Here is a 26,394-nt window from a genome sequence, read left to right as displayed (position 1 = left end):
TCTCGTCCACTAGGCAGAGTAGTAGTTCTCGTCCACCGACCGCTCGTGGGGTCCGCCACTGCTCACGATGCGCCAGGTAGGGCAGCCTTCCGCGCGGAACGGGGGTGTTACGACCGCGGCCGAAATGTGGCATCGGATACACGTCGAACGGTCTGTGTCAACCCCTGATTCGGCAGCACTGTGCCCCTGACCTGCGCCGTTGATATTGGGCGTGGTATTCTGGATAAATCGAAAGGGGCACTTGTCACATGATTTTCAAGGTCGGAGACACCGTCGTTTACCCCCATCACGGAGCGGCGCTGATCGAAGCGATAGAGACACGCACCATCAAGGGCGAACCGAGAGAGTACTTGGTTCTCAAGGTCGCGCAAGGCGACCTCACCGTTCGAGTCCCCGCGGACAATGCCGAGTACGTCGGCGTTCGCGATGTCGTCGGGCAAGAAGGCCTCGACAAAGTCTTTCAGGTGCTGCGCGCACCGCACACCGAAGAGCCCACCAACTGGTCGCGTCGCTACAAGGCCAACTTGGAGAAGCTGGCTTCCGGTGACGTGAACAAGGTGGCAGAGGTCGTTCGTGATCTCTGGCGTCGCGAACAGGATCGTGGATTGTCGGCAGGCGAGAAGCGGATGCTCGCCAAGGCGCGTCAGATCCTCGTCGGCGAGTTGGCACTGGCCGAGGGAACCGACCAGGCCAAGGCCGACACCATGCTCGACGAAGTTCTCGCCACCGCTTCGTAGAGTGAGCAGCTTCGCAGAATGAGCAGCTTCGTAGCGTGAACGGTACCGCCGGCGACGTTGTCGCCCTGGTACCCGCAGCAGGTAAAGGCCTTCGGCTCGGACACGACGAGCCGAAGGCTTTCGTCTGTCTGGGTACCGACTCTCTTCTCAAGCGATCCGTGGACGGACTGCGTGCCTCGGGTGCCGTCGACCGCATCGTCGTCATCGTGCCCGTCGATCTGCTCGACGCGGCCCGCGGGCTCGTCGGCGACGACGTCACCGTCGTGGCAGGCGGCCGCGAACGCACCGATTCGGTGCGCGCCGGTCTCGCCGTCATCGGAGGCGCTTCGGTCGTGCTGGTCCACGACGCCGCTCGCGCTCTCACCCCGCCCGCGTTGATCGCCCGCGTCGTCGCCGAGGTCCGAGCCGGACGACCAGCGGTCATCCCGGTGCTGCCCGTCGTCGACACCGTCAAGGAAGTCGACCTCATGGGCGCTGTGGTCGGCACGCCCGATCGCGCGAGTCTGCGTGCGGTCCAGACCCCGCAGGGCTTCGACGCCGACGTCCTGCGTCGCGCCTATGCCGCCGCTACCGACATCTCCACCGACGATGCGGGACTGGTCGAGCGCATCGGCGAGACGGTGCACACCATCGTCGGCGACGCGCTCGCATTCAAGATCACCACTCCGCACGACCTACTACTGGCAGAGGCGCTCCTATGAGAGTCGGCATCGGCACCGACGTCCACCCCATCGCTCCCGGCCGACCCTGCTGGCTGGCCGGACTGCTCTTCGAGGACGCGGACGGTCTCGAGGGCCACTCCGACGGCGACGTCGCCGCGCACGCGCTGTGTGACGCCCTGCTGTCCGCTGCGGGCCTGGGCGATCTGGGGTCGGTCTTCGGCACCGGGCGTCCGGAGTGGGACGGGGTCAGTGGAGCCGCGATGCTGACCGAGGTACGACGGTTGCTCGACGCCGACGGGTTTGCGGTCGGCAACGCTGCGGTGCAGATCATCGGTAATCGGCCCAAGATCGCACCGCGCCGCGTCGAAGCGCAAGACGTTCTCTCGGGTGTGCTCGGTGCGCCGGTGTCGGTGTCCGCGACCACCACCGACGGGCTCGGGCTGACCGGTCGCGGCGAAGGAATCGCGGCCGTCGCGACCGCACTTGTCATGACGAGGTAAAACCACCGGTAGCATTGCTGGTCGTGACCCTTCACCTACACGACACCGAGACGAGGGCCCTGCGGGAATTCACCCCCTTGGTCCCTGGCCATGTATCGGTGTACCTGTGTGGGGCAACGGTGCAGGGTGAGCCTCACATCGGCCACGTACGCAGCGGAGTAGCGTTCGACGTCCTGCGCCGCTGGCTGTTGGCACACGACTACGACGTCGCTTTCGTTCGCAACGTGACGGACATCGACGACAAGATCCTGAACAAGGCGCGCGACGCCGGTCGTCCGTGGTGGGAGTGGGCGGCAACGTACGAGCGTTCGTTCACCTGGGCCTACGACCGACTCGGTGTGCTGCCGCCGTCCGCCGAACCGCGTGCGACGGGCCACATCACTCAGATGGTCCAGATGATCGAGCGGCTGATCGAGCGTGGGCACGCGTATGCCGATTCGTGCGGAGACGTGTACTTCGACGTGCAGAGTTTCCCGAGTTACGGCGCGTTGTCCGGTCACAAGCTCGACGACGTACACCAGGGCGAGAGCGTTGCCGAGGGCAAGCGCGATTCTCGCGACTTCACACTGTGGAAGGGTGCCAAGCCCGGCGAGCCCTCGTGGCCGACGCCGTGGGGCCCAGGCCGTCCCGGCTGGCATCTCGAGTGCTCGGCGATGGCGGAGACGTACCTCGGCGCGGACTTCGACATCCATTGTGGCGGACTCGATCTCGTGTTTCCGCATCACGAGAACGAGCGGGCTCAATCCATGGCGGCCGGCGACGGCTTCTCGCGCTACTGGCTGCACAACGGCTGGGTGACGATGGGCGGCGAGAAGATGTCCAAGTCTCTCGGCAACGTCCTCTCGGTACCCAACGTGCTCAAAAAGGTTCGGCCGCAAGAACTTCGGTTCTACCTCGGTGGCGCGCACTATCGCTCGATGCTGGAATACTCCGACACTGCGCTCGAGACCGCGGCGGTGACGTACCGGGGCATCGAAGGATTCGTCCGGCGAGCCGTCGAACGTGCCGGTGACGTACCGATGGGCAAGTGGACCGCCGGATTTGCCGCGGCTCTCGACGACGATCTCGGAGTTCCCAAAGCGTTGGCCGAGATTCACGCCACCGTCACCCTCGGCAACACCGCCCTCGAGTCCGGTGACCTACCGGCAGCCGTGGAGCATGCGGGCAGCGTGCGGGCCATGCTCGACATCCTCGGTGTCGACCCCCTCGATCCGCACTGGTCGAGTGACAGTGGTTCGGACGCAGCAGCTCTCGGTGCACTCGGCGTTCTCGTCGAGGCCGAGCTGGAGCGTCGAGCAACGGCGAAGGCGACCAAGGACTGGGCCGTCGCCGACGAGATACGCGATCGACTGGCGCAGGCCGGAGTCGATGTGACAGATACACCCAATGGGCCCGAATGGTCGCTGGGTACGAGCAAGACCGACGAAGCAGGTTTGTGATGGCAGGCAATTCGAGTAGGCGCGGCGCAATCCGCAAGGACGGCACCAAGAAGGGGCAGGTCGCCGGATCCGGAGGCAAGCGTCGTAAGGGCCTCGAGGGCCGCGGCGCAACGCCCCCCGCCTCCGAGCGCACCAAGCATCCCGCAGCGCGTCGGGCCAAGCTCGCCGAGAAGTCCGCGCAGAACCGCGGCGCTACCACCGGAGGACGCGCGGGTGGACGCCCGGCCGGACGTAAGGCCGAAGACGGTCCCGAGGTGGTACTCGGGCGCAACCCGGTCGTCGAGTGCCTGCGTGCAGGCGTGCCCGCCACCGCCCTGTGGGTTGCCGTCGGCACCGACAGTGACGATCGACTCAAGGAAGCCGTGCAGCGCGCAGGCGACGCACGGATCTCCATCCTCGAAGTTCCCCGCTCCGATCTGGACAAGCTCAGCGCCAACGGACTGCACCAGGGCTTGGCCCTGCAGGTGCCGCCGTACCGCTACGCGCACCCCGACGATCTGATCTCGAACGCGCGCACGCACCAGGAACCCGCACTGCTCGTGGCGCTCGACAACATCACCGACCCGCGCAACCTCGGTGCCGTCGTGCGTTCGGTGGCCGCGTTCGGTGGCCACGGCGTCGTGATTCCGCAGCGTCGCAGCGCCAGCGTGTCGGCGGTGGCATGGCGCACCAGCGCCGGTGCCGCAGCCCGACTGCCCATCGCGCGGGCGGTCAATCTGACTCGCACACTGAAGGATTGGCAGTCCAAGGGCGTCACCGTCGTCGGTCTCGACGCAGGCGGCGACACCGACCTCGACACCTTCGACGGTAAGGGGCCGGTCGTCATCGTCGTCGGGTCCGAGGGCAAGGGCCTCTCGCGTCTGGTCAGCGAGACCTGCGACCATATCCTGTCGATCCCGATGGCGGGGCCGGTGGAATCGCTCAACGCCTCCGTCGCTGCGGGCGTCGTGCTGGCCGACATCGCGCGTCAGCGTCGAGGCTGAGGTTGCGCGGGGCCTGGATCAACCGGTAGCGCGGAACTGGATTCGCGTTCCGGGGGTCAGTTGCGCGGCGGCGGATACATCGTTCGTGGTGACGACGGCGATCACCGGATAGCCGCCCGTGACGGGATGGTCGGCGAGAAACAACACCGGCTGTCCCGAGGGCGGCACCTGTAGTGCCCCGAGAACCATTCCCTCGCTGGGCAATTCGTCGTCGACCGCGCGGGTCAAGGGCTGCACGCCGTCGAGCCTGATGCCGACGCGATCCGAATCCTGCGTGACCGTCCATGGCTGCTGCACCAGAACCGATCGGGCGTGCTCGGTGAACCAGTCATCGCGCGGGCCGAATGTGATGTGCAGTGTTTGTCGAATCGGCGGTGGTACTACGAAATCCGCTGCAGGCCAATGGTCTGTGGTGTCGCCGACCGGGAGCACCGTGCCGGGGGAGAGTCGAGCGGGCCCGAGGCCCGACATCGTGTCCGTCGATCTGCTGCCGAGAACCGGCGGGACGTCGATGCCTCCCCGGACGGCGAGGTAGCTGCGCAGACCCGATGAGGGCGGCGACAGAGTCAACTCCTGCCCGGCTCGGACCACGAGCGTCGAATGCAGTCCCTGCACGGTGCCGTCCACGCGGCAGATCACGTGCGCTCCGGTGACGGCCATGACGGCGTCGAACTCGGCTCGGACCTGCAGGCCACCGAACGTCACTTCCAGGGTGGCGGCCCCGGAGTCGTTGCCCACCAGACGGTTTGCCGCATCGTGTGAACGGAGATCCGCTGCACCGGATCGTCCGACGCCCACCGCCGCGTGGCCACGTCGTCCACGATCCTGGACGGTGCACAGCGGACCCGTCTGCAGGACGGTCAGGGCCTTCATGTCGACTCGAATCGGACGGTGGTGCCGGGTGTGAGCAGTGCCGGTGGAGTGCGCTCACTGTCCCACAGCGTCACGTCGCTGCGGCCGATCAACTGCCATCCCCCGGGTGAGGATCGCGGGTAGATGCCGGAGAACTCGCCGGCCAGACCCACTGCGCCTGCCGGGACGCTGGTGCGCGGTGAATTACGTCGCGGCACGTGCAGTCGGGTGTCGGTGCCGACGAGGTAGCCGAAGCCGGGCGCAAAGCCGCCGAACGCGACCGTCCAGGTCTGTTGCGTATGCGCTGCAACCACTTCGGCGACGGACAGGCCCGTCAGGCGGGCGACGTCGTCGAGATCTGCGCCGTCGTAGGAGACGGGAATCGTGACCGCCTCGGATGCGGCAGTGGGGTCGTCGACAGCGGGTTCCAGCGCCGCGACCCACTCGAGTATCGGTGCCGGTGCCCCGTCGAAGATCACCAGCACGGTGCGGGCGGCAGGAACCAGATCGACGACCGCGTCCGGCCGTTGGCGGACCATGGACCGGTGGTACGACATGGTCTCGGGCAGGTCGGCGAACTCGATCAGCAGCGCGTTCTCGCCTGCGGGGAGGAGGCGCATCAGACGAAGGAGGCGATATCGACAGCGTTGACGCGCAACAGGTCCCGCACGGCATTCGCCATCGCCACCGCGCCGGGGGAGTCGCCGTGCAAGCAGATCGATTCGGCGCGGACTTCGACCGTTGTGCCGTCCACTGCTTCGACCGTACCGTCGGTGATCATCGTCAGGACCCGCTTGGCGACCGCCTCGGGATCGCTGAGCACGGCTCCCGGTTCTGAACGCGAGACTAGAGTTCCCTGTGGGGTGTAGGCGCGATCGGCGAAAGCCTCTGCGACTGTTCGTAACCCGACGCGTTCGGCTTCGTCGAGGAATGCCGAACCGGGCAGTCCGAGTACCGGCAGGCGCGGGTCGTACGCGGCGACTGCCTCGGCGACGGCTTTCGCCTGTTCGCGGTGATGCACGATCGCGTTGTACAGCGCACCGTGCGGTTTGACGTACGTGACGGCCGAACCGGCCACTCGGGCAAGGCCGTCGAGGGCACCGATCTGGTAGATCACGTCGGCGGTGAGGTCTGCGGGGGCGACGTCGAGAAAGCGTCGACCGAATCCGGCGAGGTCCTGATAGCCGACCTGAGCCCCGATCCGCACGCCCGCGTTCGCAGCAGAGCGGCAGGTGCGCAGCAGAGTGGTCGGATCACCGGCGTGAAAGCCGCACGCGACGTTGGCACTGGACACCACTGCGAGCATCGCGTCGTCGTCGCCCAGAGTCCACGCACCGTAGCTTTCGCCGAGATCGGCGTTGAGATCGATGGCCGTCACCTTGGACAGTCTAGGCGGCGACGAGCCGTCCGGAATTGGCCTTGCGGGTTGCCCCGATGCCGCGGCAGAGGAGGTAGATGACGAACGAGATGGTCGTGACGAAGGTCGAGACCGGGAGCCCCGGAGCGAGCGAGAGCAAGATGCCACCGACAGCGGCGATCTCGGCGAAGAGGATGGACAGCAGCGTCGCCTTCAGCGGGCTGGCCGTGACCCGCGCGGCGGCCGCGGCCGGCGTGATGAGCAGTGAGAGAACCAGCAGGGCACCGACGATCTGCACGCCGAGTGCACAGGCAACTCCGACGAGTACGGCGAACACGACCGAGAGTGCGCGGACCGGGACGCCGCGGGCCAGGGCCACCTCGGGGTCGGTGCTGGCGAACAGCAGCGGCCGGTAGACCACGGTGAGCACGATCAGCACGAGAACGGCGCACACCAGCAGCAGCTGGATTCCGCTCTGCCCGACGCCGACGATCTGGCCGATGAGCAACGAGAAGCTGGTGCCGGTTCGGCCCGGGTACAGCCAGATGAACAGCACCGACAGGCCGAGGCCGAACGACATGATGACGCCGATGACCGAGTCGCGGTCGCGGGCCTTGTTGCCGAGGAGGGCGAACATCACCGCGGCGACGACGGATCCGACGATGGCCCCGAGTCCGACGGTGATACCGACGAGCAGTGCTGCGGACGCACCGGTGAGGGAGAGTTCACTCGATCCGTGCACCGCGAAGGCCCACTGTCTACTGACGATGAGCGGTCCGAGCGCACCGGCGAGTAATCCGAGAATGGCAGCGGCGATCAACGCCTGCTGAACGAAGTCGTAGCTCAGCAGATTCGCCGTGGTGTCGAAGTCGAGCATTTTCGAGAATGCGTCGAGAACCTTCTCGTTCATGCCTTGTCTTCTCCGTCGTGCGGTACGGGTGGATGGTGGGCGCCGGCCGAGCCGAGCGCATCGATCGAGTCGCCGGTTCCGACGACGACGAGCCGACCGCGAACCTTCAACACCTCGACCTCGGTGCCGTACAGCTCGGACAGCACCTCGGTGGTCATGACGTCCTCGGGAGTCCCGATCCGGAACCGGCCGTCGACGATGTAGACGACGCGGTCGACGAGCGGGAGGATCGGGTTGATCTCGTGCGTCACGAACAGCACGGCTGTGTCGTGCTCCCGCCGTCGGCGATCGATGAGGCCGGAGACCAACGATTGGTTGGCGAGGTCGAGGCTGAGCAGGGGCTCGTCGCACAGCAGTACCGACGGATCGCCGACGAGTGCCTGGGCGATCCGCAGTCGCTGTTGTTCACCACCGGACATCGAGCCGACCGGTGCGCCGGCGAAGGAATTGGCGTCGACCTGATCGATGGCGCGCTGCACCGTCTCCTTGCGCTGCCGCATGCCGCGCAGTCCCATGCCCCATTTGTGGCCGTCCCAGCCCAGACCGACGAGATCGCGTCCGCGTAGCGGCAGATCGTCGTCGATGTTGCGTTGCTGGGGGACGTACCCCACGCCCGACTGGCCGCGGCGAACGGGACTGCCGCCGATCGACGCGGTGCCGGACGTGAGGTGGTTCTGACCGAGCAGCACCTTGAGCAACGACGTCTTGCCCGACCCGTTGGGGCCGAGGACGGCGACGAACTCGCCCGCCGCGACGGACAGATCCAGGTTCTGCCAGAGTGTGCGGTCGCCGAAGGCCAGTCCGGCATCGCGCAGTTCTACAGCAGGCATGCGTTACAGCTTTCCATCAGCTGCGCACCGATCGGGAGGCGGATCGGCTCACGGGTTGGTGCTGAGCGCGGCCTGCAGGTCCGTCGCGGCCTTGGTCTGCCACTCGATGAACGTCATCCCGGCGGGCAGAGTTTCGGTGACCTCGACGACGGGGATGCCCGCAGCCTCGCTGGTGGTGCGAATGTCCTGTGTGACAGCGTCTTCGGTCTGAGTGTTGTAGACCAGCGCGCGGACGGACTTGGACGTGAACAGATCCCGTGTCGCGGCGATCGATGCGGGCGACGGGTCGTTGCCCTCCTCGATGGCATCCTTGAAGTCCTCGGGAGTGCGATCGTCGAGATCGGACTCCTCCAGGAGGTAGTGCGCGATCGGTTCGGTCTGGGCCACCGGTGCGTTCGGGAACTCGGCGGCGATCCGGTCCGTCACGTCGGTGATCGCGTGGATCTGCTCGTGGAACGTTTCGGCGTTGGCGGTGTACTGCGCGGCGTTGTCCGGGTCGAGCTGACCGAGCTTGTCGGCGATCTCCTCGGCGGTGTGCGCTGCGACCTCGGCATTGTACCAGACGTGTTCGTTGACCTCACCGTGCGAGTGGCCGTCTTCGGTCGCGGACTCGGTTGCTGCCTCGGACGTCGTCTCGGAGTCGTGATCGTGGTCCGCGTCGAGCAACGTGAAGGCATCGACGGACGGCACGTCCTTGCCTTCGGAGCCCAGGATGTCCTCGATGAACTGGTCGTAGCCACCGCCGTTGTAGACCACCAAGGACGCCTCGGCAACCGCGGCAGCGTCACCGGGGCTCGCCTCGTACGAGTGTGGATCTGCCGACGGGTCGGCGATGATCGACTTCACGGTGGCCAGGTCGCCCGCAACGGCCTCGGCAACGCTGCCCCACACGTTCGTGGACGCGACGATCGTGATCGGACCGTCGACGGGGTTGGCCGGAGCGGACTCGGTGCTCGTCGGCTCGTTCGAGCTGCACGCGGTCAGTGCCAGCGCGGCAGCGCAGGTCAGGCCGATGAGGGCCGAGCTCTTGACCCGAGACGGGCGGTGGAAGGACGACATCGATGTACTCCTGAAGGCAGGGCTTGACGCTAATGGAAACCGTTACCGTTGTACTCTAGCTCTCGGGCGGGCTCGGTATCGAATCGGACGAGCCCAACCTCGATTTTCACTGCAGCGTGGTGTGGGACTAACGTCCCGGTTATGGCCAGGTCAAGCGAGCCCCGACGGCAAGCGACGTTGGCGTCGATCGCAGCCGAGCTGAAGGTATCGCGAACCACCGTCTCGAACGCCTACAACCGACCCGATCAACTCTCGCCCGAACTGCGCGAACGCGTTCTCCAGGCAGCCAAGCGACGCGGTTACGCAGGCCCGGACCCGGTCGCGCGATCGCTGCGCACCCGCAAAGCCGGAGCCATCGGACTACTGCTCACCGAAGCCCTCAGCTACTCCTTCCGCGACCCCGCCGCCATGAGCTTCCTCGCCGGTCTCGCCGAATCCTGCGAGGCCGCAGGACAAGGGCTGCTGCTCATCCCGGCCGGAGCCGAACGCGACGACGTCCAAGCCGCAGCCGTCGTCCAACAAGCAGGAGTCGACGGATTCGTCGTCTACTCCGTCGCCGACGACGACCCCTACCTGGCCGCAGTGCGCGAACGACACCTACCCATCGTCGTGTGCGACCAACCCCGCAACATCCCCGAGGCCGCCCTCGTCGCAATCGACGACCGCGTCGCCATGAAAATGCTCGCCGCACATCTGATCTCGCTGGGACACGAACATCTTGCAGTGCTGTGCATGCGGCTCGGACGCGACCGCCGCGATGGCGTCGTACCCCCGGGGCGGCTGGCCGACAGTCACTTCCACGTCCAACGTGAACGCATCGCCGGCGTCCAGGCAGCCATGATCGACGCCGGACTCGACCCCGACACCCTCACCGTCGTCGAACGATTCGACCACACCGTGCGCTCCGGCCACTCCGCCGCAGCCCAGGCACTACAGGCCAACCGCGAGACCACCGCACTGCTCTGCACCACCGACGTCATCGCCCTCGGTGCACTCAACTTCGCCAGAGTCTCGGGAATCGATGTGCCGAGCCAACTCTCGGTCACCGGATTCGACGGCATCTCCGACGCCATTCGCGAGAACCTGACCACCGTGCGCCAGGACGCCGAGGAAAAAGGCCGCCGCGCAGGCAAACTGGTGCTCTCGTCCTCGCACTCGGGCATCGTCGCCGCCGAAACCCTCCCGACCGAACTCTTCCGCGGCCGCACCGCAGCACCGCCGCCGGCTCAACCGCCCGCAATCGCCTGAGCTGTCCTCGCGCGCTCTCGCCCTCCGCTCGCTCGCCCGCAGTTCACCCCCATCTGGGATCAATGTGGATTTCAGTCAGTCTGACTGCAACAAAGCCACATTCATTCGGTGTCGGCCGGAACCCCGTTCGGGATGAATGTGGGTTTCAGTCAGTCTGACTGCAACAAAGGCGCATTGATCCCAACTGGTGAGGAGTGAACCGGGGGTGGGGGTCAGACGGGCTGAGCGCTGAGCAATCTCGCGCAGCGCAGCAGACCAAGGTGACTGTAGGCCTGGGGGTGGTTGCCGAGAGAGCGTTCGGCAATCGGGTCGTATTCCTCACTGAGCAGTCCGGTCGGTCCGGCGGCGCTGACGAGTTGAGCGAACAGAGCCTCGGCCTCGGCGCGTTGGCCCACCAGCAGGTATGCCTCGACGAGCCATGCTGCGCAGAGGTGGAATCCGCCTTCGCCGCCGGGCAGACCGTCGTCGTGGCGGTAGCGGTAGACCGTCGATCCGCTGCGCAGTTCGGCTTCGGTTGCAGTGACGGTGGCTGCGAAACGCGGGTCCGACGGCTCGATCAGTCCGGACAGGCCGATGTACAGCGTCGCGGCGTCGAGGTCGGTGCCGTCGTATGCGGCGGTGAAGGACTGTACTTCGTCGTTCCAGCCGTTGGCGAGCACTTCTTCTCGGATGGTGTCACGAAGCTCGGTCCAGCTCGATTCTGCTGTGCGACCGAAGGTTTCGGCCAGACCGATGGCGCGGTCCACCGTCGTCCAGCCCATCACCTTCGAGTAGACGTGGTGGCGGGGATTGTCTCGGATTTCCCAGATGCCGTGATCGGGTTCGAACCAGCGTCGCTCGACTGCTTCGACCATCGCGCGGACGAGGTCCCAGTCGTCGTCGGACAGGCCGTTCTCCGACCCCGCGGCTTTGCGGGCGTGTGCGAGGGCGGACACCAATTCGACGATGGGGCCGAAGACGTCGAGCTGAACCTGTTGGTTGGCAGCGTTTCCCACGCGGACCGGACGCGATCCGGCGTAGCCGGGCAGCTCGTCGATGACGGCCTCGGGCGGCAGGCCCAGGCCCCAGATGGTGTAGAGCGGGTGCAGGCGTTCGGGTCCCGACACCGATTCGAGTACCCCGTGAATCCACGAGAGGTAGTTCTCGGCCTCGGCTGTCGATCCGACGTCGACCAGTGCGGTCGCGGTCAGTGCAGCGTCGCGCAGCCAGCAGTATCGGTAGTCCCAGTTACGCACTCCACCAATGTCTTCGGGCAGCGAGGTGGTGGCGGCCGCCATGATCGAGCCGGACTCGGAGTGCACTAGGCCGCGCAAGGTCAGGGCCGATCGCTTCATCAGATCGCGCTTGAGCGGCGGCAGATTAAGGCCGTCGGCCCAGTCCTTCCAGTACGACTCCGATGCTCGACGCCGTTCGACCTCGGGCCACGGGTGCTCGCTCAGATCGTCTGTGCCGAGCCGCAATTCGAGAACGATCGGCCCGTTCGACGGGTCGACCTCGGCGTGGGCGGACTGCTGGGATCCGTCGGAGACGATGTTCCAGGTGACACCGGGGCTGCGTAGGACCATCGGGTCTGCCGTGCCGAGGATGCGCAGTCCGTCGACGTCGGGTTCCAGTGACGCCCACGCCTTTCCGAACTCCGGACGCGGCGCGAACGTGACGATGGCCGGTGCCTTGCCGGTGATGACGCGGGTCAGCGCGGTCTGGCCCTGGCCGATGTCGTGCGGGAGGTAGTCGGTGACCTGCAGGCTGGCCCACTTGGTCTGCACGGTCATCGTGCCGTCCACGTACTGCTGGCTCAACGGAAGCGATGCGCGGACGGGTCCGATGCTGAAGTGTCCGGCCTGATCGCCGCCGAGCAGGTGTGCGAACACCGCTGCCGAATCGGGCTCGGGGTGACAGAGCCAGGTGACGTCGGCATCGGGAGTGAGCAGCGCGACGGCGTTGGGGCTGGCCAACATTGTCAGTCGTTCGATGCGCGGGGCGTCGGCTCCGGAAAGCCACTGCCGACGCTCCTCGAGCAGGAACGCCAGTGCCAGCGCCACGTGCTCGGTGCTGTCGATACGGAATTCGGCGAGGGTGTCGCCCGGTCCTATCTTGACCCCGATGTCGGGTCCGTGCAGGTGGCCGAATGCCTTCTCGTCGGTGACGTCGTCGCCGAAAAAGACTGCAGCAGTGGAGGCTTCCTGATGCCTGAGGATATCGAGGGCGACGCCCTTGTCGGTGATGATGACGGCCAGTTCGATGACGGACTTGCCCTCGGTCACCTGGACGCCGTCGCGTGCGGCAGCACCGGAACGCACGGCGGCCAGGGCTTCTTCGCCCGCAGCAGTCTCGGCGTTGCGCACGTGCAGTGCGACGCTGGCCGGCTTGGTTTCGATACTCACGCCCGGATGGGCGTCGGCGATGGCTTGGAGCTCGCCGGTGATGACGGTGAGGAGCTTCTTGGCGTCGTCGTCGATGGCGTTGACGAACCCGGCGTCGAACTCGCTGCCGTGGCTGCCCACGAGCTGCACCTCGGACGGCAATCGCGAGAGGATCGCGAGATCGCGAAGAGCGCGGCCGGAGATGACCGCAGCGTTGGTGCCGGCGAGGGAGGCGAGCCCGCGCATGGCGCTGACGGACTCGGGGTGCGGGAAGGCCTTCTGCGGGTCGGAGACGATCGGAGCCATGGTTCCGTCGTAATCGGACGCGACGAGCAAACGGGGAGTCCGAGCGACTCCGACGAGTGCGCGGCGAAGTTCGAGCGGCAATTCGAGAGCAGTCACGCGTCGAATCTAGGCGATGAACCTCGTCTCGGCGTACCTGGCTTCGTGCGCCCGGTGCATCACTGCTGGTCGGGAACCAGACCGGGCGACGGCGTCACACCGGAAGCAGCCGACATCGACCTCGCGGACTTGGTGACGATGGCCAACATCGCTCGTTGGGCGGCGTCGGCGTCACCGGACTGGATGGAGGACGCGACCACTCCGTGCAACCGGATGGCCTCGGGGTCTGCTTGCCGCGACATCAAGGCATGGCGGGTGCGTCCGGCGAGTACCTCGACGACGATGTCCGACATCGACCGCAACATGGGATTGCCCGACGCCTCCAGCAGCGTGCGGTGAAAGTTGCAGTCGTGTTCGAGGTAGGCCTCCGAGTCCGCGGACCGCGACGTCGAGGACATTCCGATGACGGCAGCGGTGAGCGCCCCGCAGTGCTCGGGGGTGGCTCGGTGGGCAGCGAGTTTGGCTGCCAAAGGTTCGATACCGGACCGCAGTTCGCTGAGCAGCAGCAGCTGCTCGGCGCGGGCAGGCCCGGCCAGTTGCCAGCGGATGACCACCGGGTCGAGGGAGTTCCAGTTCTGCGAACCCAGCACTGTGATGCCGACGCGTCGCCGAACGGTGAGCAGGCCCAGTGACTCGAGAACACGAACGACTTCGCGCACCACGGTTCGCGATACGGCGAACCGCACGGCGACGTCGTCGGCCGAGATTCGGGTGCCACTCGGGATCGCGCCACTCACGATGTCGCGCCCGAGCTCGTCGAGCACCGAATCGTGGAGTTGGCGAAAATCGTTGGTCTCGGTCATGTCCGATCGATCGTCCCACGGGTTGCCCGGTTTCTCGCGTCTGTCCGATCCCGATGCACCGGATGGAGCAGTATCGAGTCATGGCAGCAGAGAAGACAGGCAGAGCGCACCATCCGGTTCTCGTGGTGATGGGGGTATCCGGATCGGGCAAATCCACCGTGGCAGGCATCCTCGCCGGAGCCTTGAAATGGGACCTTCAAGAGGGCGACGACCTGCACCCGGACGCCAACGTCGCGAAGATGGCGTCGGGTCAGCCCCTGACCGACGAGGACCGATGGCCGTGGCTCGACATCATCGCCGATTGGATCACCGACCACACCAGCACGGGACGATCGGGAATCGTGACGTGCTCGGCACTCAAACGGTCGTATCGGGACGTACTGAGCGCAGGAGCCAGGGACGGGGCGCCGGTGATCTTCGTGCACCTGGCCGGAACCAAGGACCGAATCAGCGGGCGTCTGAATGCACGGATGGACCACTTCATGCCGTCCTCGCTGCTCGACACCCAGATCTCGACACTGGAACCCCTCGGCGACGACGAGAACGCCATCGTCGTCGACATCGGCCCGCCGCCCACCAAAATCGCCGAACACGTCCTCGTCGAACTCGAAAAACGCGCAGGAATGTCCGAAAGCCACTGAGTGCTGCCTGCCTCTGCCCTCTCGCTCCCCACCCGGGTTCGGATCAATGCGGGATTCAGTCGGTCAGAGTGCGGCAATGGGACATTGATCCACACCCGGGGGCCGAAACAGGGCAGAGGTCCGGGGCGGAGTGTCCGGTAAGTGCATATTCCAAGCAAGCGCGCTTGATTTTAAGTACTACGAATGACCGAAAGGACTTGTAAAAGTACGACGAATGCGAGAAGGTGAGCTTGTTCACTTTTCAGTGAGGAGACAGCTCATGGTGCGAGGCGCACCCGCCAGGCCGGTCCAACTTCCCGTTCCCAACGCAAATGTCTGGGACTGGCAACTCGACGGTCTGTGTCGTGGTCTCGACTCGTCCGTGTTCTTCCATCCCGAGGGGGAGCGAGGCCGTGCCCGCGCCACTCGGGAAAAGACCGCCAAGCAGGTCTGCGGCCGATGCCCGGTGCTCGAGCAATGCCGTCAGCACGCACTCGAAGCGAACGAGCCGTACGGCGTGTGGGGCGGAATGTCTGCACACGATCGCGCAGACTTCTACCGCGGAGCCGTTCGTACCGCTTGATCGGAACCTGTCGGTGGGCTCGTGTTTCATGACGACCCATGAACAAGGTCCTGCGTGCGACGCTCGTCAGTGCGGTCGTCATCACCACCGTCATCGGAATCGCGTCGTTCGTGCTGAGTTTCGCCGCACTGTGGGATCTCGCCACGATGGCGGGCGTCCCGCGATCGCTGTCGTGGCTGTGGCCGGTGATCGTCGACGGCACCATCTTGCAGGCCACGATCTCCGTCATCGCACTCGCCCAATTCGAGGAACAACGCAGTGGTCGACGCTTCTTCTGGGGCGTGTTGATCACGGCAGCTCTGGTCAGTATCGGCGCAAATGCTATGCACGCCTTCATTTCCGACGCCGGAACACTGCATCCGGCGCTGTCGGCGGCCATCGCGACGGTCGCCCCGGTCAGTCTGTTGGCCGCGACCCACGGACTCGGCATCCTCGTCCGAGTGCCGGCCGAACTGCCGCGCGACGTCGAACTACCCGAACCCGAACAGACCCATGAAATCGCACAGGTCCATGCGGTCGAACAGGCAGGCAAGGCCGAGGCGCAACAGCACCACACAACCGAGCAACCCGATGACGTCGAGTCGAGCATCGCAGACGTTCCGGTCGATGCCCGAAGGCTGACGGTCCCCGTCGCCGCGAGCATCGACGACCATGACGGCGACACCGCGGGCGCGCGAACCCAGGAGACGCTGATCGAGCACGTTCGGGTCGATGCGCCGGCGAGCGATATTCCGGTCACATCCGTGCGCACGGTCGAACCTCTCGACGACGTCGATCGCTGGATTCTCGACGAGGAACGGGTGGACGATCTCTATCCCGTCGACGCTCCGTGACATCCGGTGGCACCATCGAGAGATGAGCCAGAATCTGCCGAGATCCGTAGTTCCCGAGAAGCCGAAGCCGGGTCAGGAGTCGGTGTGGGATTACCCCCGTCCACCGAAGCTCGAGTCCTCCAACCGTTCGCTGGTCGTCCGGCTCGGCGGCGAGGTGGTCGCGCGCACCACCGCCGCGTACCGAGTGCTCGAAACCAGCCATCCGCCCACCTGGTACATCTCTCCCGCAGACGTGGTTCCCGGCGCGTTGACGCCGTCCGAGGCCCGGTCGACGCACTGCGAATGGAAGGGCGCCGCGACGTACTGGGACGTGCACGGCGACGCCGTGGCACCGGCCGCGGGGTGGAGCTACGAGAACCCGACACCGCGGTTCGCAGAGATCGCCGGTTATCTTGCGTTCTCACCCAGCCGACTCGACTGCGAAATCGACGGCGAGGCGGTCCGGCCGCAAGAAGGCGGTTTCTACGAGGGCTGGATCACCGACGACGTGGTCGGCCCGTTCAAGGGCATCCCGGGCTCCTACGGCTGGTGATCACTCACCCCGCGGGTAGCTCGGCGCGGGGAATGATCTGAATCGAACTCGTTGCGCCGGGGTCGCTGCCGGTCACCAGAACGTCTCCGGTGCGCGGGTCGACGGCAACGGAGTTGGCCTGTGTCACGGTCGGGACGTCGCCCAGGATTCGCGGTGCGGAGACGTCCGAAACATCGACCACGCGCAGCAGATTCGACGCGGTCAACGTCACGAACAGCAGTGCCCGGTCGCGGTCGACGGCAAGTCCGTACGGATTTCCCGGGGCCTCGATCGACGCGGTCTGGCGGATACTCCCCGCAGCGTCGACCGAGGCGAGAAGAACGGTTCCGCCGTCGGTATCGGCGAACCCGGCCGTTGTCTCGTTCACCGTCACGGCGTGGGTCAGCTTGACGCCGATCGGGGCCTGCGCCACCTCCCGCTGGGTCGCGCCGTCGTAGACCCACACGCCGTTGCCCTGCACGTCTGCGACGGCGGCGTACGGGCCCAGAGCGGCAGCGCCACCGGGCTGGACCGGGCCCGGCGGTAGCTCCGACACGACCGATCCCTCGCGCAGGAAGATCACCCCGCCGCCCATCTCGTTGGTGGCCACGATCGTGCCGCCGGAGGTGAGCACCGCGTCGTGCGGCTGCCGTCCGACACCCGTGGCCGTGGACAGGATCGCGCCGTCGTTCAGCGCCAATTCGAGTAGTTCGTCACTGCCTTCGAGCGGGGCCAGGACCGGGCCGTCGGGACCTGCCAGCGAAAGATGCCGGGGTGCGCCCGTCGTCTGGACCATCTGCCGGACGGCACCCGTCGCCGCGTCGAAGAGCACCACGCCGTCGGGCTCGCGTACTCCGGCGGCGGCGATGCCCGACGTCCCCACGACGATGCCCTCGGGAGCCCCCGGGAGCGGAACGACAGTTCCGACGGGATCGGCAGAATCGGGCGCCTGGGCGGGTTCGGCCGCCGGAGTTGTTGCCGGCGTGGTTGCGGGCGAAGGGGATTCGTCAGGGGCAGAAGAGCACCCCACGAGCAGGAGGCACATGACCGTCGCCGCGGCGAGAGCGGTTTTCACGATCGGCGGTACTGCTCGAAGTGCAGGGCATCGTCCAGTGGACGCCCCGTGCGCCAGCCGAATCGCTCGAGATCCGGTACCTCCTGGAACGACTCGACCGGGCCCACACACAACCATGCGATCGGACGCACCGGGGCGGGGATGTCGAGCAGTTCGGTGAGGTACGCCTCGTCGTAGAACGACACCCAGCCGACCCCGACGTTCTCGGCTATCGCTGCGAGCCAGAGGTTTTCGATGGCCAATACTGCCGAGAACAATCCGGTGTCGTCGACGGTGTCGCGGCCGAGGACGTGCGGGCCTCCCCGGTTCGGGTCGTACGTGACCACCACTCCGGTGCCGCTGGTCTCGATCCCTTCGATACGGATGGGGTCGAACGTCTGTCGGCGCTCGGAGTCGAGCTTGTTCGCGAAGTCCTGTCGGCAGTCGGCGACGTGTGCGGCGAAGGCGCTCAACGTGTCGGGTTTGCGGACCACTATGAAATCCCAGGGCTGGGTGTTACCGACGCTCGGTGCCTGATGCGCTGCGCCGAGGATGCGGCGCAAGGTGTCGTCGTCGACGACGGTTCCGTCGAACTCGGCTCGCACGTCGCGGCGAGATCGAATGGCCGCGTATACCGACAGTGTGGCTTCGGTCATGATATCCGTTCTCCGATAACAGTTTTCAGGTTCTCGTTCAGTTCGTCGACGAGGGCGGGCAGGTGCTCGCCGGGGGTGGGGCGGCCCAGATGGAAGCCCTGCGCCCGTCCGCATCGCAGCTCACGCAACACCGATACCGTCCTTTCGTCCTCCACGCCCTCTGCGGTCACCGACAGCCCCAGTGTGCGCGCCAGTTCGATGGTCGAGCGAACGATGGCGGCGTGAGTGGCGTTGTGCGACATTCCGCTGACGAACGTTCGATCTATCTTGATTTCCTGGACCGGGAGGCGCTCGATGTAGGCCAGAGAACTGTAGCCCGTGCCGTAATCGTCGATGGCGACCTGCACTCCCATGGCGTGCAGACCGGCCAGCACCTCGGTGGCACCGGCGGGGTCGGTCATCGCGGAACTCTCGGTCACCTCCAAGGTCAACTGCTCAGCAGGACAATCGAACTCGGACAGGACTCGGGACACGTGGAAGATCAGGCTGTCGTCGAACAGGTTTCGGGTGGAGATGTTGACGGCCATGCGCAGGTGCAGGCCCGATGCCGCCCATCGCTGTCGTTCCGCCAGGGCTTGCTCGAGAACGTAGCGGGTCAGTGGGCGGATCAGTCCGGTGTGCTCGGCCGTGGGCAGAAATGCGCTGGGAGAGAGAATGTCTCCGCTCGGGTGGTGCCAACGCAGCAGGGCTTCGACCCCCACCACGGTCATCGAGTCCAGGTCGACCTGGGGCTGATAGCGCAGTCTCAGTTGATCCGACGCGAGGGCGGCGGTGAGCTCGCCCAGCATGATCAACTGCTCGCTCTTGTCCCGGTCCATGGACCGGTCGTAGTACGCGACGCGCGATTGCACGGTCTTCGCGGCCTGCACGGCGAGGTCGGCGCGTTGCACCAGACGGTCGGGTGTGGCGTCGTCCTCGGCGACGCGCGCCGGGGCGTTCGTCGCTACCCCCACGCTCGCTTCGATGAGCAACGACATGTTGCCCACCTCGAACGGCGTCGAGAATTGTTCCAGTATGTCGCGGGCGAGGGCCGCGGGATCCATCGAATCCGACTCACCGCACAGCGCGAATTCGTCACCGGCCAAGCGTGCCAACAGGATCGCGTCATCGCCCACCGTGCGCAGACGGGTGGCGACGGCGGCCAGCACCTGATCTCCGAGGCCCCGTCCGAACGTGTCGTTGATTTCGGTGAAGCGGTCGATGTCGACCGTCAGCAATGTCGATTCACCGGCGTTGCCGTAGATCCGGTGTTCGAGGGCGCGCAGATTGGCCAGCCCGGTGAGGTGGTCGGTGTCGGCGACGGCGCGGAGCTGAACGGTCTGGGTGTGCAGCAGCCGCAGCAGGTCGGTGATGCGCAGGATCACCAGGACCACCAGAATGCCCGCGCACAGCATGACCGCCCATCCCCATTGTGCGATCGGCTTCTCGCGCACGACTTCGACGACCATCACGGCGGGGGCGGTGAGCGTGGCGGCGGTCAGCACGACGACGGACGGTGTGGTGAACGACGCCATCAGGTGGGCGTCGGATTCGATGGTGGGGCTGGTGATTCTCCGCATCGACGGGTGGAGTGCGGCGACGCCGATGAGCACGTAGGACAGCGTCCACCCCGCGTCGAGCAGCGAGCGGTCGGCCGAGGAATCGGACACGATGGAGAAGTTGTTGGCGGTGTCGGTGACGACGAGCAGGACCACCGCCGCGGTGAGCAGTCGGTAGGACAGTGCCCGCCACTGACGAGAGCCGACGAAGTGGGCGAGCAACCCGAGCAGAAAGATGTCCATCGCGGGATAGGCGACGTCGACCAGCCCGGCAACGCCGGAGATACCGTCCCCGTCCAGCGATGGTTGGACCGCAAAAACCCAGGTGAGCAGTGCGAATGCGACCATCACGATAGCGCTGTTGGCGATGTGGCCGCGTTCGCTCGCCCGCCACTTGTGCCGGACCAGCAGGAACAGTCCGAAACCGTAGATCGGGTAGCCGACGAGGTAGAGCGCGTCGGCGAGCGACGGATAGGGCACGACGCCTCCGCCGGCGTGAAGCCACTCGTAGACGATGTCGCCGAGCACCCACACCGCGGTGCCCGCGGCGATGCTCCACCAGGCGGTTCGGTTGCGCGGACGGTTCAGCCTGGTTCCCACGATCGTGGCGGCGACGGCGGACGCCCCGACCACGACGAAGATCGATTGCGACCAGACGGAGTCGGGCACCGCGAAGTAGGCGATGCAGCCGAGTACGCCGAGTGCTCCGTACCACCGCCACCAGGCCGTCACAGTTGTCTCCAGCCGTTCGCGTGATCCGACGACTCAACAATGGCACATCAGGTGACCTGGGTCACTTTCTCGGGGTGTTTTTCGGGCTCGATGCAGGTAACGGGGATGTCGGTGCCTCGTGGGAGCATGAAAACGTGGAGTCGAGCGCCGAAAAGGCGAAGAGCGGGGAAGCGAGCATCATGCATGCCGATCTCGACTCCTTCTATGCCTCGGTGGAGCAGCGAGACGATCCGCGGCTGCGGGGAAAACCGGTGATCGTCGGCGGGGGAGTGGTACTCGCGGCCAGCTACGAGGCCAAGGCCTTCGGGGTACGCACCGCGATGAGCGGTGGGCAGGCGCGGGCGGTCTGTCCGCAGGCGATCGTGGTGCCGCCGCGTATGGAGGCGTACTCCCAGGCGAGCAAGGACGTGTTCGACGTCTTTCACGACACGACGCCGCTCGTCGAGGGAATTTCCATCGACGAGGCCTTTCTCGACGTCGGAGGCCTGCGCAAGATAGCGGGCAGCGCACTCGACATCGGGCAGCAACTGCGCCGCGACGTCGCCGAACAGGTAGGGCTCCCGATCACCGTCGGGATTGCCACCACCAAGTTCCTGGCGAAGGTGGCCAGTGCGTTCGCCAAACCCGACGGGCTGCTGTTGGTGCCACCCGGTGGTGAACTCGAGTTCCTGCACCCGCTGAACATCGAAAGGCTGTGGGGCGTCGGCAAGGTCACCGCCGAAAAGCTGCACGTACTCGACATCAGAACCGTGGGAGACATCGCGGCCTACGGCGAGAGATCGCTGGCCTCGGTGTTGGGAAAGGGCGCAGGAGCGCACCTGTACGCACTGGCCATGGGACGAGATCCGCGCCGCGTGCAGCCCGGAAAGTCGCGCAGTTCCATCGGTGCCCAGCGGGCCCTGGGCCGCGGGCGGCACGACGCGGCCGAGGTGGAGGCGTCGTTGATCGGCCTCGTCGATCGCGTCACGCACCGAATGCGGGGCGAGCAGCGGACCGGCCGAACCGTGATGTTGCGCTTGCGGTTTGCCGATTTCACCCGGGCCACCCGATCGCACACCCTCGATCGCGCCACCGCCGACACCCGGGACATCCTCGATGCCGCACTCGAGCTGCTGCACGAGGCGGCTCCGCTGGTCGCGGAGAAGGGCATCACTCTGGTCGGGGTGACGGTCTCGAGCATCGACAGGGGCGGAGCCGAGCAACTGGAACTGCAGTTCGACCCCCCCTCGGTACGTAGACCACCCGAGGCGTCGGCACTCGACCGTGCGTTGGACGGGGTGCACAAGAAGTTCGGGTCGACGTCGCTGACGCGCGGGGTACTGCTCGGACGAGACCCGGGGGTATCGGTACCGCTGCTGCCGGACTGACTACGTGCGCACTGTCGGCTGCACCCGAAAGCCCTCGGGCATCATGGTCAGCCGCTCCGTGACCTTCAGTCGATACGACGGGTCGGCCTGCAGATCGAAGCGTTGCAGGACGGTTCCGAGTACCAGTACGGCCTCATGGATGGCGAATTGCCTTCCGATGCATGCTCTTTCGCCCGTCCCGAAGGGCTTGTACACGTGCGCCGGCCGAGCTTTGATGCGGGCGGGCAGAAAGTTGTCGGGGTCGAATTTCTCCGGCCGATCGCCCCACACCGGATCTCGGTGCAGGGCCGTCGCGAGCACGATCGCCCAGTCTCCTGCCGCCATGGGGTAGCCGTCGCCGATGACGGTGTCGGCTCGTGCGCCGCGTCCGAACGCGGGAACCGTCGGCCACAGACGCAGTGATTCGTCCAGGACTCGGCGGACGTACCGGAGTTTGGGTACTTGGCCGAACTCCGGCTTGTCCGTCCCCCAGATCTCGTCCACCTCGGCCCTGGCACGTTCGAAGACCTCGGGGTGGGTGGCCAGGAAGTACAGTGCGAAAGACAACGCACCAGAGGTGGTCTCGTGCCCAGCGATCAAGAACGTCAGAATCTGGTGGCCGATGTTGGCTTCGCTCAAGGCGTTCGGGTTGTCGGCCTCGCGCGCCGCGTCCATCATGATCTGCAGTAGGTCGGTGAAGTCGCCGTCGGACTGTCGACGAGTGCGGACGACGTCGGTGAGTACCTCGGCCAGGTACTTCTTGTTCTGCTCGTATCGCCGGTCCGATCGGGCGAACAGCGGCGCGGCGAACGCCGGGATCGATACCAACGCCCGCCGTTGGTTGTACGTCAGTGCGCCGACCATCGCGGACACGAACGGGTGTGGTTCGGCGCGGGTGAACGAGCCGAAGCTGTAGCTGAATCCGGTGCGTCCGATGGTCTCGAGCGTCAGCTTCGTCATGTCCGAGGACACATCGGTCGTCGACGCGTCGCGCGAACGCTCGGTCCAGTGCTCGATCAGATCGTCCGCGACGTTCACCATGATGTCGTGGTAGCCCCGCATGGCTCCGGCGGTGAACGCCGGCCGCAGCAGATCGTGGGCCCGTTGCCAATTGGGCTCGTGGTTGTAGGCGGTGAACAGGCCGTCGGCACCGATGTCGCGGAGGCGCTCGACGCCCGGCGGCAGGAACTTCTCGAAGCGGCGTTCGTCGCAGAGATCGCCGACCACGTCGGCACCCGAGGCGAAGACGAAGCGCTTGCCGAGGATGTGGCGCTCGAACATCGGTCCGAGCCGGGCGGCCAGAGCTGTCGAATCCTGGATCGGCGAGCGCGGGTCGACACCGATGACGTCGCCCAGTATCGGCAATCGATACGGCGGATGCGGTAGTACGCCGTCTCGTAGTGCGAATTCCGTCGACATGGCCGCTCCTCAGTCCCCGAACCGACTCGTTGAACCGGTGTCAAATAGTGACCGTACTCACCGTTGAACTCGTGTCAAGTAAGGTTCGAGACCCAATGACCACACCTCGAAAACGCATGACACCGGAGCAGCGGCGTGCGCAGCTGATCGAGATCGGGTCGACCCTGTTCGCCGAACGTCCCTACGAGGACGTGTGGATCGAGGAAGTGGCAGACCTGGCCGGGGTCTCGCGGGGTCTGATGTACCACTACTTCCCGTCCAAACGGGAGTTCTTCGTCGAGATCGTGCGCACCGAATCCGAGCGCAACCTCGCCGTCACCGCCCCGGACCCGTCGTTGCCGGTCCTCGAGCAGATAGCCGCCGGACTCGACGCCTACATCGCCTACACCGACGAGCATGCGCACGGCGTCCGAGCGGTCAATCGAGGCGCGCTGCTCGGAGACGACCGCATCAACGACATCCTCACGCGCGAGTTCGACATCCAGCAGCAACGCATTCTCGACGCGCTGCCGGACGAGTTCCACGACGACGAGATGATCCGGGCCGCGCTCCGAGGGTGGGTGGCATTCGTCCGCGCGGTCTGTCACGACTGGGTGGAGCGCAGGACTCTGAAGAGGGAACAGGTTCGCGAGCTGTGCCTGAAGGCGATCGCAGGTCTTCTCGAGGTGTGACCTGCGGGTCTATCGTCGGGGAATGTGCCGAAACATCACCACCCTGCGGGGCTTGGAACCACACGCCACCGACGACGAGATCGAGGCTGCGGCGCGTCAGTACGTCCGCAAGATCAGCGGAGTGCAGAAGACGTCCGACGCCACCCGTGACGCGTTCGAGACGGCAGTAGCCGAGGTGACGGCCACGACGCATCGGCTGCTCGACGCCCTGCCGGACCGGCGGCAGCCACCTCCGACGGTGCCTCCGCTCAGGCGTCCGGAAGTGCAGGCGCGGATTGCCGCCAAGGCGGCTGCCCGGGCCTGACGCGCGCTAGCAGACCACTGCATCGAATGGATGGTTTTCGGCAGAATCGGACGCGCGATCAGGGTCGAGGGTGGCAAACTGGTCGAGTCAGGCAAAGGGGGTGACGATGACCGATCGACGACGACGACGCACGTTCGATTCCCGAGACGGTGACGCCGAGGTCGCCGAGCCGCTGCTGCGGGCGGTGTTGTCCTATGCGCCCCGCGACGAGTCCCCGATGCCCCATCCTTCCGAGGGCATCACCTTGCGGGCCGAGAACGGATCCGGTTCGATCCGCCTGGAATTGGCCATCGCCGACGAGCTCGGCGTAGGCGTACCGGGACCGTTCGGATCCAGATTCTACGAATGTGGATCGTTCGAAGTGGTTGTGCCGCAACGAGACCCACGCGAGGGTGCGTTGTTGATGATTCACCTGCTCGAAGCCCAGGCTCCGCATCGATTCGAGTTCACCGCATCCATGCCTGCGTGCTGGGAGTTGCGGCTCGAGCGAGACGGCTCCGTATCGGTGCTCGACGGCACCGGCGACGCAGTGATATTCATCGGCCGCCCTTGGGCTTTCGACTCCGACCTGCACCCGGTGCACGTGTACTACACCATCGAGAACGGCCTGTTGGTGCAGAATGTCGGAGCTACCTCCGACACCGGATATCCCATTCTCGTCGACCCCGATCCGGAGGCGATCATCACCGGAGACGGCAGGCTCGTCACCGAGAGCTGGACACCGCGGCTGGTCGTCGGAGGCATCGTCGAGGACCTCCCGCCGAGGTCGATCTCCGGCCGAAAGATCATTCCCGGCTGAAAAGTGTTGTAGCGCAGTCAGAACGGATCGTGCTGAATGTGCTCCATCGGCGTACCGACCTTGCGCAGTGCATACAGCGTGGTGCGCACCATCGACGGCGACCCACAGATCTGAATCTGCCGATCGGCCCACGAGCCGAACCGCGTCACCACCTTGCCCACCGGGCCGTGCAGTCGATGATGCATGCCCCACGGGAGTTCGCGCGTCGGACCCGAGTGCCACCACGGATCCTCGAGCTCCTCGGTCACCGGCACCACCGTCAGCCACGGATTCGACAACGACAACTGCCACAGCGTGTCCAAGTCGTAGAGGTCGCACGGATACGTCCCACTGACGAACAGATGCACCCGCGGATTGGTGCTGCGCTGGGCCATCTCCATCACCTGCGCGCGCAACGGTGCCAGACCGGTGCCCCCGGCGATCATCAACACGTCCTCGCCGATCGTGCGATCGACGTGCATGCCGCCCAGCGGCGGGCTGATCAGCCAACGGTCGCCGACAGTCGTTTCGGTGACCATCGCCGGTGATACCCAGCCCCCGGATACGCGTCGAACATGGAACTCGATCTCGCCGTAGGGGTTGCTGGGAATGGCAGGGGACAGGTAGCGCCACAGTTTGGGCCGCTGCGGAATCTGCACACTGACGTACTGGCCGGGGAAGTACGGAATCTCCCCGTCGGTCTTCAGTCGCACCACGGCCAGGTCGTCGAGCAGGCGGTGATGTTCGACGACCGTCGCGCTCCAGTACGGGGGCAGCTCGTCGTTGTCGGCGGCGGCGGCCATCGCGTTGCTCACCACGGTGAGGGCGTCTCGCCAGGCGGTCTCGACCTCGTCGGTCCACATCTCGGTGCCGGCGAAGCTCCGGAAGGCGCTGATCAGCGCCGAACTCCCCGCCCGGAAATGTGCCCCGGAAATTCCGTGCTTGCGGTGGTCCCGGCCCAGCTGTTCGAGGAACGGCTCGACGCGGTCGGCGTCGTCCAGATTGTCGAAGATGTACCCCAGTGCCAGCACGAAATGCTCGCGCAATGCGTCCATCGACGCCGGGAAAAGGGAACGGAAGTCGGGATACTCGGCAAAAAGGTGAGCGTAGAACGACCGGGACAGCTGTTCGGGACCGTTCGGTTCAGCCACTACCGACTTGAATCCGGTGCGGACCAGGGAGACCGTGCGTGCGTCGAGCAACC

General features: G+C 66.0%; 27 protein-coding genes. 14 read left to right on the top strand and 13 right to left on the bottom strand.

The genetic code is table 11. The annotated features are described in order from the left end of the window. Positions 1-248 precede the first annotated feature (248 nt). The 5 genes from CH281_RS10675 to rlmB are packed head-to-tail and all read left to right on the top strand — an operon-like array spanning position 249 to position 4,321. The gene (locus CH281_RS10675) at positions 249-737 is read left to right on the top strand and encodes a CarD family transcriptional regulator (RefSeq protein ID WP_027494344.1); all 489 of its coding nucleotides are present in this window, start codon (positions 249-251) and stop codon (positions 735-737) included. A 35-nt stretch (positions 738-772) separates the two neighbouring features. Continuing rightward, positions 773-1,438: a 2-C-methyl-D-erythritol 4-phosphate cytidylyltransferase gene (gene ispD, locus CH281_RS10670; protein WP_032391218.1), complete on the top strand. Its 666-nt coding sequence runs from the start codon at positions 773-775 to the stop codon at positions 1,436-1,438. Further along, positions 1,435-1,899: a 2-C-methyl-D-erythritol 2,4-cyclodiphosphate synthase gene (ispF, locus tag CH281_RS10665; RefSeq protein ID WP_032391219.1), complete on the top strand. Its 465-nt coding sequence runs from the start codon at positions 1,435-1,437 to the stop codon at positions 1,897-1,899. The genes ispD and ispF overlap by 4 nt, the downstream gene beginning before the upstream one ends. Before the next feature lie 23 nt (positions 1,900-1,922). Then, a complete protein-coding gene (cysS, locus tag CH281_RS10660; protein ID WP_032391283.1) occupies positions 1,923-3,338 on the top strand; it encodes a cysteine--tRNA ligase in 1,416 nt (471 codons plus the stop codon). After that, positions 3,338-4,321 (top strand): 23S rRNA (guanosine(2251)-2'-O)-methyltransferase RlmB, encoded by a 984-nt coding sequence (gene rlmB / locus CH281_RS10655; RefSeq protein ID WP_027494340.1) that lies wholly within the window; start codon positions 3,338-3,340, stop codon positions 4,319-4,321. Before cysS ends, rlmB begins: the two co-directional genes overlap by 1 nt. Positions 4,322-4,339: 18 nt before the next feature. On the opposite strand, the gene CH281_RS10650 is transcribed toward rlmB, so the two are convergent. The 6 genes from CH281_RS10650 to CH281_RS10625 are packed head-to-tail and all read right to left on the bottom strand — an operon-like array spanning position 4,340 to position 9,329. Further along, complete coding sequence (locus CH281_RS10650; RefSeq protein ID WP_032391220.1) at positions 4,340-5,194, bottom strand: biotin-dependent carboxyltransferase family protein; 855 nt, start codon at positions 5,192-5,194, stop codon at positions 4,340-4,342. Beyond that, positions 5,191-5,793, bottom strand: a complete 603-nt coding sequence (locus CH281_RS10645) for a 5-oxoprolinase subunit B family protein (RefSeq protein ID WP_032388292.1) — start codon at positions 5,791-5,793, stop codon at positions 5,191-5,193. Before CH281_RS10645 ends, CH281_RS10650 begins: the two co-directional genes overlap by 4 nt. Next, positions 5,793-6,551 carry a LamB/YcsF family protein gene (locus CH281_RS10640; RefSeq protein WP_032364917.1) on the bottom strand — a complete coding sequence of 253 codons (759 nt, stop codon included), beginning with the start codon at positions 6,549-6,551 and terminating at the stop codon, positions 5,793-5,795. The genes CH281_RS10645 and CH281_RS10640 overlap by 1 nt, the downstream gene beginning before the upstream one ends. Positions 6,552-6,561: 10 nt before the next feature. After that, positions 6,562-7,440, bottom strand: coding sequence for a metal ABC transporter permease (locus CH281_RS10635; protein WP_027494336.1), 879 nt, complete (start codon positions 7,438-7,440; stop codon positions 6,562-6,564). After that, positions 7,437-8,270, bottom strand: a complete 834-nt coding sequence (locus CH281_RS10630; protein WP_027494335.1) for a metal ABC transporter ATP-binding protein — start codon at positions 8,268-8,270, stop codon at positions 7,437-7,439. Before CH281_RS10630 ends, CH281_RS10635 begins: the two co-directional genes overlap by 4 nt. 48 nt (positions 8,271-8,318) lie before the next feature. Next, positions 8,319-9,329, bottom strand: a complete 1,011-nt coding sequence (locus tag CH281_RS10625; RefSeq protein WP_032391221.1) for a metal ABC transporter solute-binding protein, Zn/Mn family — start codon at positions 9,327-9,329, stop codon at positions 8,319-8,321. Positions 9,330-9,470: 141 nt separating this feature from the next. Here CH281_RS10625 and CH281_RS10620 point away from each other — a divergent pair, with 141 nt between their 5' ends. Beyond that, positions 9,471-10,577, top strand: a complete 1,107-nt coding sequence (locus tag CH281_RS10620; RefSeq protein ID WP_032364921.1) for a LacI family DNA-binding transcriptional regulator — start codon at positions 9,471-9,473, stop codon at positions 10,575-10,577. A gap of 212 nt (positions 10,578-10,789) precedes the next feature. Here the strand turns inward: CH281_RS10620 and otsB are convergent, their stop codons facing one another. Together otsB and CH281_RS10610 are read right to left on the bottom strand one after the other, a co-directional pair. Then, positions 10,790-13,342 (bottom strand): trehalose-phosphatase, encoded by a 2,553-nt coding sequence (gene otsB, locus CH281_RS10615; RefSeq protein ID WP_094694112.1) that lies wholly within the window; start codon positions 13,340-13,342, stop codon positions 10,790-10,792. 59 nt (positions 13,343-13,401) lie between these two features. After that, positions 13,402-14,145: a FadR/GntR family transcriptional regulator gene (locus CH281_RS10610; protein WP_027494331.1), complete on the bottom strand. Its 744-nt coding sequence runs from the start codon at positions 14,143-14,145 to the stop codon at positions 13,402-13,404. 80 nt (positions 14,146-14,225) lie between these two features. On the opposite strand from CH281_RS10610, the gene CH281_RS10605 reads away from it, so the two are divergent. The 4 genes from CH281_RS10605 to CH281_RS10590 all read left to right on the top strand — a co-directional run bounded on the left by CH281_RS10605 (position 14,226) and on the right by CH281_RS10590 (position 16,713). Then, a complete protein-coding gene (locus CH281_RS10605; protein ID WP_094694126.1) occupies positions 14,226-14,786 on the top strand; it encodes a gluconokinase in 561 nt (186 codons plus the stop codon). A gap of 259 nt (positions 14,787-15,045) precedes the next feature. Next, a complete protein-coding gene (locus CH281_RS10600) occupies positions 15,046-15,348 on the top strand; it encodes a WhiB family transcriptional regulator (RefSeq protein WP_094694110.1) in 303 nt (100 codons plus the stop codon). Positions 15,349-15,386: 38 nt separating this feature from the next. Next, positions 15,387-16,181, top strand: coding sequence for a DUF2637 domain-containing protein (locus CH281_RS10595; RefSeq protein WP_032382196.1), 795 nt, complete (start codon positions 15,387-15,389; stop codon positions 16,179-16,181). Between the two features lie 22 nt (positions 16,182-16,203). Further along, positions 16,204-16,713 (top strand): DUF427 domain-containing protein, encoded by a 510-nt coding sequence (locus CH281_RS10590; protein ID WP_094694108.1) that lies wholly within the window; start codon positions 16,204-16,206, stop codon positions 16,711-16,713. Between the two features lie 4 nt (positions 16,714-16,717). On the opposite strand, the gene CH281_RS10585 is transcribed toward CH281_RS10590, so the two are convergent. From CH281_RS10585 to CH281_RS10575, 3 genes are read right to left on the bottom strand one after another with little or no spacing between them, the layout of a single operon-like run. After that, positions 16,718-17,767, bottom strand: a complete 1,050-nt coding sequence (locus tag CH281_RS10585) for a hypothetical protein (RefSeq protein WP_256983455.1) — start codon at positions 17,765-17,767, stop codon at positions 16,718-16,720. Then, the gene (gene bluB / locus CH281_RS10580; protein WP_174557217.1) at positions 17,764-18,387 is read right to left on the bottom strand and encodes a 5,6-dimethylbenzimidazole synthase; all 624 of its coding nucleotides are present in this window, start codon (positions 18,385-18,387) and stop codon (positions 17,764-17,766) included. Before bluB ends, CH281_RS10585 begins: the two co-directional genes overlap by 4 nt. Positions 18,388-18,398: 11 nt before the next feature. Then, a complete protein-coding gene (locus CH281_RS10575) occupies positions 18,399-20,672 on the bottom strand; it encodes a putative bifunctional diguanylate cyclase/phosphodiesterase (RefSeq protein ID WP_094694106.1) in 2,274 nt (757 codons plus the stop codon). Between the two features lie 134 nt (positions 20,673-20,806). On the opposite strand from CH281_RS10575, the gene dinB reads away from it, so the two are divergent. Then, positions 20,807-22,039 (top strand): DNA polymerase IV, encoded by a 1,233-nt coding sequence (gene dinB, locus CH281_RS10570; protein WP_256983454.1) that lies wholly within the window; start codon positions 20,807-20,809, stop codon positions 22,037-22,039. On the opposite strand, the gene CH281_RS10565 is transcribed toward dinB, so the two are convergent. Continuing rightward, complete coding sequence (locus tag CH281_RS10565; RefSeq protein ID WP_032406557.1) at positions 22,040-23,437, bottom strand: cytochrome P450; 1,398 nt, start codon at positions 23,435-23,437, stop codon at positions 22,040-22,042. It abuts the gene before it with no gap. A 95-nt stretch (positions 23,438-23,532) separates the two neighbouring features. Between CH281_RS10565 and CH281_RS10560 the strand changes: the two genes are divergently transcribed. From CH281_RS10560 to CH281_RS10550, 3 genes are all read left to right on the top strand, one after another. Further along, complete coding sequence (locus CH281_RS10560) at positions 23,533-24,108, top strand: TetR/AcrR family transcriptional regulator (RefSeq protein WP_027494321.1); 576 nt, start codon at positions 23,533-23,535, stop codon at positions 24,106-24,108. A gap of 22 nt (positions 24,109-24,130) precedes the next feature. After that, positions 24,131-24,412 carry a DUF2277 domain-containing protein gene (locus CH281_RS10555; protein ID WP_027494320.1) on the top strand — a complete coding sequence of 94 codons (282 nt, stop codon included), beginning with the start codon at positions 24,131-24,133 and terminating at the stop codon, positions 24,410-24,412. A 106-nt stretch (positions 24,413-24,518) separates the two neighbouring features. Continuing rightward, positions 24,519-25,211, top strand: coding sequence for a hypothetical protein (locus CH281_RS10550; RefSeq protein WP_143544788.1), 693 nt, complete (start codon positions 24,519-24,521; stop codon positions 25,209-25,211). A 17-nt stretch (positions 25,212-25,228) separates the two neighbouring features. On the opposite strand, the gene CH281_RS10545 is transcribed toward CH281_RS10550, so the two are convergent. Continuing rightward, positions 25,229-26,392, bottom strand: coding sequence for a globin domain-containing protein (locus CH281_RS10545; protein ID WP_094694121.1), 1,164 nt, complete (start codon positions 26,390-26,392; stop codon positions 25,229-25,231). Positions 26,393-26,394 lie beyond the last annotated feature (2 nt).

The sequence above is a fragment of the Rhodococcus sp. 06-221-2 genome (genome assembly GCF_002258365.1).
GTDB classification, from domain to species: Bacteria; Actinomycetota; Actinomycetes; order Mycobacteriales; family Mycobacteriaceae; genus Rhodococcoides; species Rhodococcoides fascians.
This window is presented reverse-complemented; position numbering and strand designations above follow the sequence as displayed.

Coding starts and splice junctions, on each gene's coding strand:
- CH281_RS10630 (WP_027494335.1), bottom strand. CDS start 8,270: ATGCCTGCTGTAGAACTGCGCGATGCCGGACTGGCCTTCGGCGACCGC.
- CH281_RS10605 (WP_094694126.1), top strand. CDS start 14,226: ATGGCAGCAGAGAAGACAGGCAGAGCGCACCATCCGGTTCTCGTGGTG.
- CH281_RS10560 (WP_027494321.1), top strand. CDS start 23,533: ATGACCACACCTCGAAAACGCATGACACCGGAGCAGCGGCGTGCGCAG.
- CH281_RS10600 (WP_094694110.1), top strand. CDS start 15,046: ATGGTGCGAGGCGCACCCGCCAGGCCGGTCCAACTTCCCGTTCCCAAC.
- rlmB (WP_027494340.1), top strand. CDS start 3,338: ATGGCAGGCAATTCGAGTAGGCGCGGCGCAATCCGCAAGGACGGCACC.
- CH281_RS10650 (WP_032391220.1), bottom strand. CDS start 5,194: ATGAAGGCCCTGACCGTCCTGCAGACGGGTCCGCTGTGCACCGTCCAG.
- CH281_RS10595 (WP_032382196.1), top strand. CDS start 15,387: ATGAACAAGGTCCTGCGTGCGACGCTCGTCAGTGCGGTCGTCATCACC.
- CH281_RS10635 (WP_027494336.1), bottom strand. CDS start 7,440: ATGAACGAGAAGGTTCTCGACGCATTCTCGAAAATGCTCGACTTCGAC.
- CH281_RS10565 (WP_032406557.1), bottom strand. CDS start 23,437: ATGTCGACGGAATTCGCACTACGAGACGGCGTACTACCGCATCCGCCG.
- CH281_RS10590 (WP_094694108.1), top strand. CDS start 16,204: ATGAGCCAGAATCTGCCGAGATCCGTAGTTCCCGAGAAGCCGAAGCCG.
- CH281_RS10620 (WP_032364921.1), top strand. CDS start 9,471: ATGGCCAGGTCAAGCGAGCCCCGACGGCAAGCGACGTTGGCGTCGATC.
- CH281_RS10610 (WP_027494331.1), bottom strand. CDS start 14,145: ATGACCGAGACCAACGATTTTCGCCAACTCCACGATTCGGTGCTCGAC.
- CH281_RS10625 (WP_032391221.1), bottom strand. CDS start 9,329: ATGTCGTCCTTCCACCGCCCGTCTCGGGTCAAGAGCTCGGCCCTCATC.
- CH281_RS10645 (WP_032388292.1), bottom strand. CDS start 5,793: ATGCGCCTCCTCCCCGCAGGCGAGAACGCGCTGCTGATCGAGTTCGCC.
- CH281_RS10550 (WP_143544788.1), top strand. CDS start 24,519: ATGACCGATCGACGACGACGACGCACGTTCGATTCCCGAGACGGTGAC.
- CH281_RS10675 (WP_027494344.1), top strand. CDS start 249: ATGATTTTCAAGGTCGGAGACACCGTCGTTTACCCCCATCACGGAGCG.
- CH281_RS10555 (WP_027494320.1), top strand. CDS start 24,131: ATGTGCCGAAACATCACCACCCTGCGGGGCTTGGAACCACACGCCACC.
- ispF (WP_032391219.1), top strand. CDS start 1,435: ATGAGAGTCGGCATCGGCACCGACGTCCACCCCATCGCTCCCGGCCGA.